This window comes from Adlercreutzia sp. ZJ154 (assembly GCF_011039055.1).
Classification (GTDB): Bacteria; Actinomycetota; Coriobacteriia; order Coriobacteriales; family Eggerthellaceae; genus Adlercreutzia_A.
Window position 1 is genome coordinate 23029 of the sequence record NZ_JAAKEF010000022.1, and the last position, 9279, is coordinate 32307.

General features: G+C 51.8%; 9 protein-coding genes. 4 read left to right on the forward strand and 5 right to left on the reverse strand.

What is annotated here, in order from left to right; genetic code table 11:
• Positions 1-23 precede the first annotated feature (23 nt).
• The 3 genes from G7Y37_RS08205 to G7Y37_RS08215 are packed head-to-tail and all read left to right on the forward strand — an operon-like array spanning position 24 to position 2345.
• Complete coding sequence (locus tag G7Y37_RS08205; protein WP_165062982.1) at positions 24-1007, forward strand: nitronate monooxygenase; 984 nt, start codon at positions 24-26, stop codon at positions 1005-1007.
• Positions 1004-1915: an ACP S-malonyltransferase gene (locus G7Y37_RS08210; RefSeq protein WP_165062983.1), complete on the forward strand. Its 912-nt coding sequence runs from the start codon at positions 1004-1006 to the stop codon at positions 1913-1915. Before G7Y37_RS08205 ends, G7Y37_RS08210 begins: the two co-directional genes overlap by 4 nt.
• A gap of 7 nt (positions 1916-1922) precedes the next feature.
• Complete coding sequence (locus G7Y37_RS08215; protein WP_165062984.1) at positions 1923-2345, forward strand: peptide deformylase; 423 nt, start codon at positions 1923-1925, stop codon at positions 2343-2345.
• 49 nt (positions 2346-2394) lie between these two features.
• Here the strand turns inward: G7Y37_RS08215 and G7Y37_RS08220 are convergent, their stop codons facing one another.
• The 4 genes from G7Y37_RS08220 to G7Y37_RS08235 all read right to left on the reverse strand — a co-directional run bounded on the left by G7Y37_RS08220 (position 2395) and on the right by G7Y37_RS08235 (position 7445).
• On the reverse strand, positions 2395-3039 hold the full coding sequence (locus G7Y37_RS08220; protein ID WP_165062985.1) for a molecular chaperone: 645 nt from the start codon (positions 3037-3039) through the stop codon (positions 2395-2397).
• Between the two features lie 148 nt (positions 3040-3187).
• Positions 3188-4375, reverse strand: a complete 1188-nt coding sequence (gene nrfD / locus G7Y37_RS08225; RefSeq protein ID WP_165062986.1) for an NrfD/PsrC family molybdoenzyme membrane anchor subunit — start codon at positions 4373-4375, stop codon at positions 3188-3190.
• 11 nt (positions 4376-4386) lie between these two features.
• Positions 4387-5004 (reverse strand): 4Fe-4S dicluster domain-containing protein, encoded by a 618-nt coding sequence (locus G7Y37_RS08230; RefSeq protein WP_165062987.1) that lies wholly within the window; start codon positions 5002-5004, stop codon positions 4387-4389.
• An 8-nt stretch (positions 5005-5012) separates the two neighbouring features.
• Positions 5013-7445, reverse strand: coding sequence for a molybdopterin-dependent oxidoreductase (locus G7Y37_RS08235; protein WP_165062988.1), 2433 nt, complete (start codon positions 7443-7445; stop codon positions 5013-5015).
• Between the two features lie 108 nt (positions 7446-7553).
• On the opposite strand from G7Y37_RS08235, the gene G7Y37_RS08240 reads away from it, so the two are divergent.
• Entirely contained in the window at positions 7554-9014 is a 1461-nt protein-coding gene (locus G7Y37_RS08240; protein ID WP_165062989.1) for a PLP-dependent aminotransferase family protein, read from the forward strand.
• Between the two features lie 78 nt (positions 9015-9092).
• On the opposite strand, the gene G7Y37_RS09160 is transcribed toward G7Y37_RS08240, so the two are convergent.
• Positions 9093-9279: hypothetical protein (locus G7Y37_RS09160; RefSeq protein ID WP_206214143.1), on the reverse strand; the 187-nt coding region annotated here is incomplete at its 5' end.

Consider the following 9279-nt stretch of genomic DNA (forward strand, 5'->3'; position numbering starts at 1 on the left):
AACGGTGTGAAAGGCGGCGCAATTTGAAAACGCGTGTAACCGAACTTCTCGGTATTGAAAAGCCAATAATCCAAGGCGCTATGGCATGGATTGCCGATGCATCGCTTGCTGCTGCGGTCAGCGAAGCTGGTGGTTTGGGAATAATTGCATGTGGTTCAGCGCCGCTTTCTTGGGTAGAAGATCAGGTGCGCAAAGCGCGTGCGAAAACCAATAAACCAATTGGTGCAAATGTGATGCTTATGAACCCTGAAGCGCCTGAACTGGCGAAGCTTTTGGCAGATTTGCGAGTTGAGGTTGTTACCACAGGTGCTGGTTCGCCTGCGCCCTACATAGAGATGTGGAAAGCGGCTGGTATAAAAGTTGTGCCGGTTATAGCATCTACAGCGCATGCGAAAAAAATGGAGCGTGCCGGTGCTGATGCTGTTGTTGCCGAAGGGCAAGAAGCAGGCGGTCATATTGGTGAGCTAACTACTATGGCGCTAACTCCTGCGGTGTGCGATGCCGTAAGCATTCCGGTTATAACTGCAGGTGGCGTGGCTGATGGTCGCGGTATGGCAGCAGCGTTTGCTCTTGGTGCTGAAGGCGTGCAAATTGGCACTAGGTTCTTAACGGCTGAAGAGTGCACTGTACACGATGCATATAAGCAAAAAGTTATGGATGCAGGCGATGCTGACACCATAGTTACTGGGCGCGATTCTGGGCATCCGGTTCGTCAGCTGAAGAATGCTTTTGCGCGTCAGGCTAAGGCGTTGGAGAAGACTGCGGCTGGCAACGAGGCAGATTCTGCTGAATTGGAAGCTTTGCTGGCTGGGTCGCTTCACCGTGCGGTTGAAGGAGATGTTAAGAACGGTTCGGTAATGGCTGGGCAAGTGGCGGCTCTTGTACACGATTGCAAGCCGGCACTTCAAATAATTGACGACCTTATGGCTGAGGCGCAGGCTTGGAGCGCTTTTGATATGCAGAAGATGGCGGATGCAAACGCCGTGCGTGGTTGGAAGCAAGCATGACAGTTTGGCTTTGTTCGGGGCAGGGGGCGCAAAAGCCCGGCATGGGTTCCGACTTGCTAGATTGGCCCTTGGTGTCTGACACTTTCGACCTTATGTCTGCTGCGCTTGACATAGATTTAAAGCGCTTATCGCGCGAAGGAACGCAAGAAGAAATAAATGGAGCTGTGGCGGCGCAGGCGTTAACTATGGCTGTATCTGTCGGCGTTGGTAGCGTTTTGAAAGATGCGGGTTTTGCGCCGAGCGCCATAGTTGGTTTTTCGCTGGGGCAAATATCTGCACTTGTTTTAGCGGATGTGCTTTCTCTTTCAGATGCGGCGGCACTTTTGCGGGTGCGCGCGAATGCTATGGCGCGTGCTTGCGAGGAAAATCCGGGTGCCATGCTTGCGCTGATGGGCGCTACTGTTGAAGACGCGCGCCAGCTTTGCTGCACTGTGGCGAATGGTGATGTGTTGGTTCCTGCAAACATGAATGCCCCCGGGCAGGTTGTTATTTCGGGCACCTGTGAAGCTATAGAGCGTGCGCAACAGGCTTGGAAAGAGGCTGGGAAAAAGTGCGTGAAGTTGGCAACTGCCGGCGCATTTCATTCTCCCTTAATGTCTAGTGCAGCTTGCGAAGTGAAAAATTTCTGCGATACGCTAAATTTTGCTACTCCAAGGTTTACCCTTTTATGCAATACCGACGCACAACCTTTCGATGCTGAACATGCCGCCGGGCGACTTGGTGCGCAAGTGCAAAACGGAGTCATGTTTGAGCAGAGTGTGCGCGCTTTGCTTGAACAGGGCGAAACCGACTATGTTGAAGTGGGTTTCGGAGGCGTTCTTGCAAACTTGGTGAAGCGTATTGACCGCGCTACAACACGTACTAACATAGGTACTCGCGAACAACTAGACGCTTACTTGAACGCTTAGGAGCACAATGGCAGTCAAAGAGATAATTAAAGACGAAGATATATTGTCGAAGCCATGCGAAAAATGCACGGATGCTGATGCTGCGCTGGCGCAGGATTTACTTGATACAGTGGCGGCTACCGAAGATATGGCATGTCTTGCGGCTAATCAAATTGGGGAAACAAAAGCTGCTATCTGCTATGTAGACGATAACGACGAGCCGCATGTTATGTTCAATCCAGTTATGAAGCGCGCGTTGGCTCCGTTTAAGACTGTCGAAGAGTGCTTTTCTGTAGATGAGCCTCATAAAGTTACACGCTTTCAGCGTATGACTGTGGAATATGACGAGTTAGTAGATGGCAAGTTAGTGCCGCGTAAACGTGAATTTCGCGATTGGACCGCGCAAGTTATTCAACACGGTATAGATCACACAAAGGGCAAAGTCATATAGTTTTTGGTTGCTGGCGGCTTCCTGACAGTCGCCAATTTATGTCGCAACTCTATTTATCAATATGCTCGCGGGGGTCGTGAGCCACCATGGATAGCAGGGCTCCTGCAAGTTTAACTACGCCTTGGTAGTATCCATCTGTGCATTCGTCGTAGATACACTGTTCGAGGGCGCCTATCCATGAGAGGGGATGCTTAGACGTAAAGGTAGCGATATCTGCACTGCTTTGTTCGCCGTGGGAAGCGCGCTCGCAGAGCGTGGCAAGGTATAGAAGCTCAATGCCGATGTGATCTGCATATTGGTTATTGTCATTCGAAATTTGCAGACCAGCTTCGCGCAAGAGACGTTGCATTTCGAACGTTGCCTCGCCGAACCCGATAGAGACGCTTTCTCCGCGATAGAATGTCTCCCATGGAGCGGCACTCGGATGCGGCGGACCGACGAACAGGTGCGTATACTCTACTGAAATCTCTCGTACAAGGTCATCCTCGTTCATGTTCACACGCTTGTTTTCGGCGTAGGCAAGGCAGTGTGAGATGGCGGTTGCCACTGCCTTATTCTTGAAGTTTGGGAATTCTCGCCAAAACGAAGGGTCAATGCCATGGCGCTCTGTCTGACTCATGGGAGCAAGCAGAGAGTTGCCCAAAAAAGCGAACGTTTGGGAAAGCTCTGTCCATGTTTGAGAGTTGTAGTTCATCGAAGATCCTTTCTAGGGGCATGATGCGGCAGGTTCAGTGCCCAGTAGCACCATGGTTGCCCCTGCGCCTAAAGGGGCACATTGCAGCGCAGGGGCTCAAGGGGAGAATGCGCAGCTAAGGCATGGCCTCAGTGCGTTTTCGGAGAGACTATTCAGAGGTCTTTGTGGTGTGTGCAGACGAGGCACCCTCGCCCGCAATAAGCTTATTCGACAGAATCATGAAGATGAGTACACCCACCGAAACAACGCCGATCACCACGAGAATCTCAACAAAGGTTGGCGCATAGGAACCGAGCAGCATCCACATATCTGCGGGATTCTGCTGCGCATCGAAGGTGCCAGATGCGATGCCGGGACCACCGTATACGTTGGGATGGATGAAACTAGTAAACAGCAGCCACACGCGCTTGCATGCTACACCAAGTACGACGAGTACACTGGCAAGCACAATTATGCCGCGCTTCTCGCGGTTTTTGGTTATGGCTAGTATCACAAACGGCACTAGCAAACCGCCAATAATCTCGAACCAGAAGAACGGAGCTGTAGCGCCGGTGAGCATTTCAGAGAGAGCAACCGTCTCGCCCGCGCCCGGGTATGCCATCGTGAGCAGTTCGCACGCAACGAAGTACGCATCCACGGCAATGAAAGTTGCCAGTAGCTTGCCGAGTGATGCCATGAGGCTGTTATCGAATTTGGCGATGTTTACTTTATCCAGCAGCAGTAAACCGAGCAGCAACAGCGCGAGGCCAGAGTCGAGTGCGGAAGCCACAAAGATTGGTGCCATAATTGCTGTGTACCATGCACGTGCGATTTGCAAGCCGAAAATCCATGCCGTCACACTGTGTACGAGGATAGCTACCGGCAGTGCCACGTAGGATAGCTTGCGGACCTTGTCCTCGTCGCCTTTTTGCATCCAGACGAGGTCAAGGATGTTGATGACGAGATAGATTGTGATGATACACATGTCCCATAGCAAAGGAGACATGAAGTTCGGTCCTGTAAGCATGCGCCATACCTTTGCGATGCCACCGAGATCGACAAGTACCAACATGCCGGCTACGCAGATGCACGCTGTAGAACAGATGACAGCGGGCTTAGCCACGGTCTTGAACTTATCAATGCCGAACACGTGCGCCGAACTAGCCACGATTAGACCGCCGGCTGAAAGACCAACAAACAGCATGAACATACAAATGTATAGGCCCCACGAGTTAGCATTTGACATACCGGTTACGGCTAAACCGTTTGCCAGCTGGTAGATCCAGCACGCCACACCGATAACGGCAAGCACGCCGAACACGCCCAAGACAGGCTTTTTGAAAGTATTGGTTTGCATGGTTGACACCCCTAGCTGACGTAGAAGACCTGCGGGCGCGTGCCCTTGTCTTCGAGTAGAATGCGGACAGATTTCTCGTGCTTTAGCTTCGAGATTTCGGAATCCGGATCATCGAGGTCGCCGAAGACGCGTGCGCGAACAGGGCAGCATTCAACGCACATCGGCTGCTCGTCGCGATCGGTACGCTCTTTGCACAGCGTGCACTTTTCCATGACGCCGCGCTCTCTTTCTACAACCTCTTTATCTCCGTATTTGAAGTCCGGTTTACGAACGGGCTCAGCCCAGTTGAAAACGCGGGCGTTATAAGGACAGGCGGCCATGCACATGCGGCAGCCGATGCACTTGTCGTAGTCGATTTCTACGCGACCCTTTTCATCCTTGTAGGTGGCTCCGGTTGGGCACACCTTCTCGCAGGCTGGGTTCTCGCAGTGTTGACAAGCAAGCGGCAAATATGTGCGCGTTACATTAGGAAACGTTCCCAAGGAGCCATCTTCATGATCGCTTCCTTCGGTTATCACGCGATTCCAAGCCATGCCCTGCGGTACGCTGTTTTGCATTTTGCACGCGAACGCGCAGGTTTGACAGCCTATGCAGCGATCAGTGTTGATTGCGATTGCAAGTTTTGTCATCTTTTTACCTACGCTTTCTTCACGTCGACAAGCACGTCGTTGTAGAGTATCTGGGGACCGAACTTCATCTTGTAGCAACGCTCTACTAGATTCGAATTAGTGACGTTTTGCAGGAAACCCTTCTTGTAATACTTGCTGTACGTCGTCTCGGCCATGAATAGCACGCCGGGTCGAATACCCTCGTCAAGAACGGCTCGGCAGACGAAGTCTCCGCGGTCGTTGAACACCAGCACGTCGTCTCCATTTTTAATTCCGCGTGCTTCGGCATCGGAGGGGTGCATGGTTACGCACGGGCTGTAGTTTTCTTGGAACCACTCAGAAGAGCTGTAAAACGCATGGATGCGATAGCGCGTCTTTCCCTGCATGAATACGAGTGGATATGTCTCCTTGAGCGGGTTGCCGTCATAGGCTTCATCGCATGTCTCATAGGAAGGAAATGCTTGTCCCTCATCGACTAGATCCTCGTAGTAAAGCTCAAGCCGCTTTGTTGGGGTCTTGAAGATTGGCTCATGATAACCCACCTGATCTTCAACTGGATTGTCGCCGTTCTTTAGCGGCAGCATGCAGTCGTTGGCAATCAGGTTCTCGTAAGTTATTCCCTCCAAGTTACCCTTGAGGTTAGATAGCTGCTTGCGATTAAGCTCGTCATAGTTTTTCGGTAGATACTGATCGTATCCCCACTCTGCGAGAATAAGCCGCTCTATTTCCAGATCGGTCTTGCTTTCGAACAACGGATCGATACACTTCTGGGCAATGTAGACGTGGTTCTGCGAGACGCGTACATTCTTGTATTCCTCTGTGTTTTCGAACTTGCTGCACGCAGGCAAGACGATATCTGCGTAGTCAACTGCAGATGAGTGATAAATGTCGATTATAGCGAAGAAATCGAGCGACTTGATCCAGTCGATTGTGGCATTCGCGTTTGCTGCACGCAGGGTGAACGCATCTCCGAATGTAATAGCGGCGTGAATATCGTTGGGCTTTGATGCAACCTCATACAAACGCATCTTGTTTTCGGACAGCTTTGCCCATTCCGGAAGCGGCCATGCGGTAAGCGTACCCGACAAGCTGCCGCCGCCCGCGCTGTAAAACCCAACACTAGCCCCAAGTTTGCCGTAATTGCCTGTAAGAGAGGCAATGATCGCAATGGCGTGTCCAAGTACATCGGCGTTGGCGTATTTATCAGGACCGCCTTCGGCACAATTAATAGTTGCGGGACCTCGGTTTGCATAGTCATCAGCAATCTGCGCTATCGTTTGCGCATCAATGCCTGATCGTTCGGCTGCCCATTCGAGTGTGTATTCTTCCAATTTTTCCTTTAGTAGTGTGAACTCGGTGGCTACGCTGCGACCATCCAGTGTGAACTCGCCTTCGAGTGCGGGGACAGCTCCTTCCTGATCGTACGGAACTGCCGTGCCACTTGCTTCATCCCATACCATCGAATGGACGATTGTGGCGTTTTTCTTGCCGATACGGTTTGTGCCGGTCATCTTCTCGCCCACAAGTTCGCCAGTTTCGCGATCAACTAGGAAAGGATACGACGTGTAGTTTTTCATGTAGTCCTCGTCGTACCACTTATTTTCAATGATATGTTGTGCCATTCCCAGTATGACGGCTACGTCCTCGGCGGGTTTGACCGGTACCCATTGATCGGACTTCGCTGCTGTTGGCGATAAGCGCGGATCGAAGGTGATAATCTTTGCGCCTGCTTCACGCGCATCTACCAGCGCTTGCGTCCAAATAATGCCGCTCTCGGCAAGGTTGTCGCCGATATTGATAATTGTTGAAGCGTGCTTCATCTCCCAAATCGAGTTAACCGAATTTCCGTTAACAGTCTGAAGCGCCGGTTCACAGCCGTTGGCGATGCCGCGGTCAAGACCTGTAAGTCCGCCACCCTCGGCATTTAGAAATACGTCCACGAATGAAAATCCTTGACCCAGACTAGCTTCGACCGATTTTTTCACATATAGACTGCCGGCTCCGTATTTTTTCTGCACGGCTTTCACGTTGTCAGCTATCTCTTTGACAGCCTCATCCCAACTAATAACTTCGAATTTGCCCTCGCCTCGTTCGCCGACGCGCCTGAGTGGGGTCTGCAATCTGTCAGCTGCGTAAACATGTTGGACTTCGTTGATTCCGCGTAGGCAAATCTTGCGATAGCGATCATCTTTCATGGGGCGCGGTTCTATTTTGGCAAGGCGTCCATCTCGCACTGTTGCTTTCAGCCCGCATCCGCCAAGGCAATGAAAGTTATGACAGAGGTAGCAGGTCTTTTCTTCTGACTGTTCCTCCGCTAGAGCTTGAGTAGGCGCAAGCCATGAGCTTGTGCTGAACATGCTGCCCGATGCGGCACCCACAGCACCTGTGATGACTGCGGCCTTCACAAAGCCGCGGCGCGACATCGTCGCGTTTGCGAGTGAATTGCGTTTGGTTTCGTTCATAGAATCCCTCCTCTTCTCGTCATTCACCCATCCGGCAGAGTAAACCGATGCTGCGTGTGTTAAAACGGACAGATGCGGAAATATAGCTATGGGCAGATAGGAGTTGAGGTGAGCGCGAAGAGAAAGGCTGAGGTATTTCTGCAGCTTGATGAGGCGGCGAGAGCACCGCTTTACCAGCAGATATACGAACAGATTCGCGACGCTGTTACGTCGGGTAGGCTTGTCCAAGGTGACAGGCTTGTCTCCATTCGTAAACTCTCTTCAGATCTAGGTGTGTCGCACACAACTGTCGAGCAAGCCTATCTTCAGCTTGCTACCGAGGGGCTTGTTGTGAATGTGCCGCGTTCTGGATACATTGTTGAGCGCATCGACTCCGACTATTTCAAGCTAGAGCGCGCATCTAGTGAGGATGAGGTGCGCAAGCTAGCCGAATCTCGCGATCGAGAGGCATTCTTCGCGGAGAACCGAAGTGGTGGCGAAGTGCGCTACGACTTCTCGCATGCTAATTTGCAGCCCGACTCCTTTCCCGTGCGCATTTGGCGGCAGCTTCTCAACGAGGTTATGTATGCCCAAACAGCCCCCGAGCTTGCCCGCTATGCCTACACCGACAAGGTTGGTTCGTTGCAGGTGGAGCTGGCGCGACTGCTTTCCCGGACGCGTGGTGTCGATTGTTCTCCCGAGCAGATTGTTGTGCAGGCGGGGACGGGTGAGGCGCTTACCATGATCATGCAGCTCTTCAACCGGACAACCGACGTTATTGGCATGGAGGATCCCGGCTATGCCACCGTGCACGAGGTGGCGCGTCGTCAAGGCTTTTCTATGGTTTCGCTGCCCACCGACCAAGGTGTTGAAGTTTTTCTTGCAGCTGTAGAGCGGCATCGCCCTACGATTATATTCAGCACTCCTTCACATCAGTTTCCCACAGGGCTGCTTTTGCCGCTTGATGCGCGCACGCGGCTGTTAAAGTGGTCTGAGGAACACGACGCCTACATTATCGAAGACGATAGCTGTAACGAGTTTCGTTACGCCACACGTCCTGTCCCGTCGCTGCAGTCGCTCGATGCTTACGGGAGAGTAATCTACTTATGTAACGTGTCGAAGGCGCTCTCGCCGAGCCTGCGCATAGCTTACGCGGTGCTGCCTCCGCGATTGCTGGAGCGCTATTGGGATCTGTTTAACTATGCGCATCCGTCTGTTTCTTGGCTTGAACAGGAGACACTTGCCCGGTTTATCGCCCAAGGGTACTGGGACGCTCATGTGCGCAAGACGGCAAAAGGTAATCGTCGCCGGCATGATGAGCTTCTGCGCTGTCTGCGTTCCGAGATGGGCGACATTCTGAACATTTCGGGTACCGATACAGGCATGCACTTATACGTAACTGTGCGCAACGGCATGAGCGAACAGCAACTTATCGATACGGCGCTTGCGCAAGGCGTGAAAGTGTATGGTACCGCCCGCATGCGTTTTCCTGATACCGCGTCCACGAGCAGCGTGATGATTGGCTTTTCCGCCATAGCATTCGAAGATATTGAGCCGGGCGTAAAAGCCCTGCGTCGCGCTTGGCTTTGAGTTGTTACGTTAAGAAGCGAAGTGGCAACTGAAACTAATATTACTTTTCGCTGTTTTGTTGTCTTGCAACGCTATTTATCAATATGTTCGCGGGGGTCGTGTAAGGTGTTTGTTGCCAATAGCCTCCAATACAAGTTTTGTGCCAGTTTTCTGCAAGTTTTCTGCAAGATTTGTATACATTAAAAGTTGCAATTGAGCAGATTTGCGACGTAATAGCTGTTGCAAACAGTTGATTTCATAGCGATTTTCAGTGTCACTAAATATC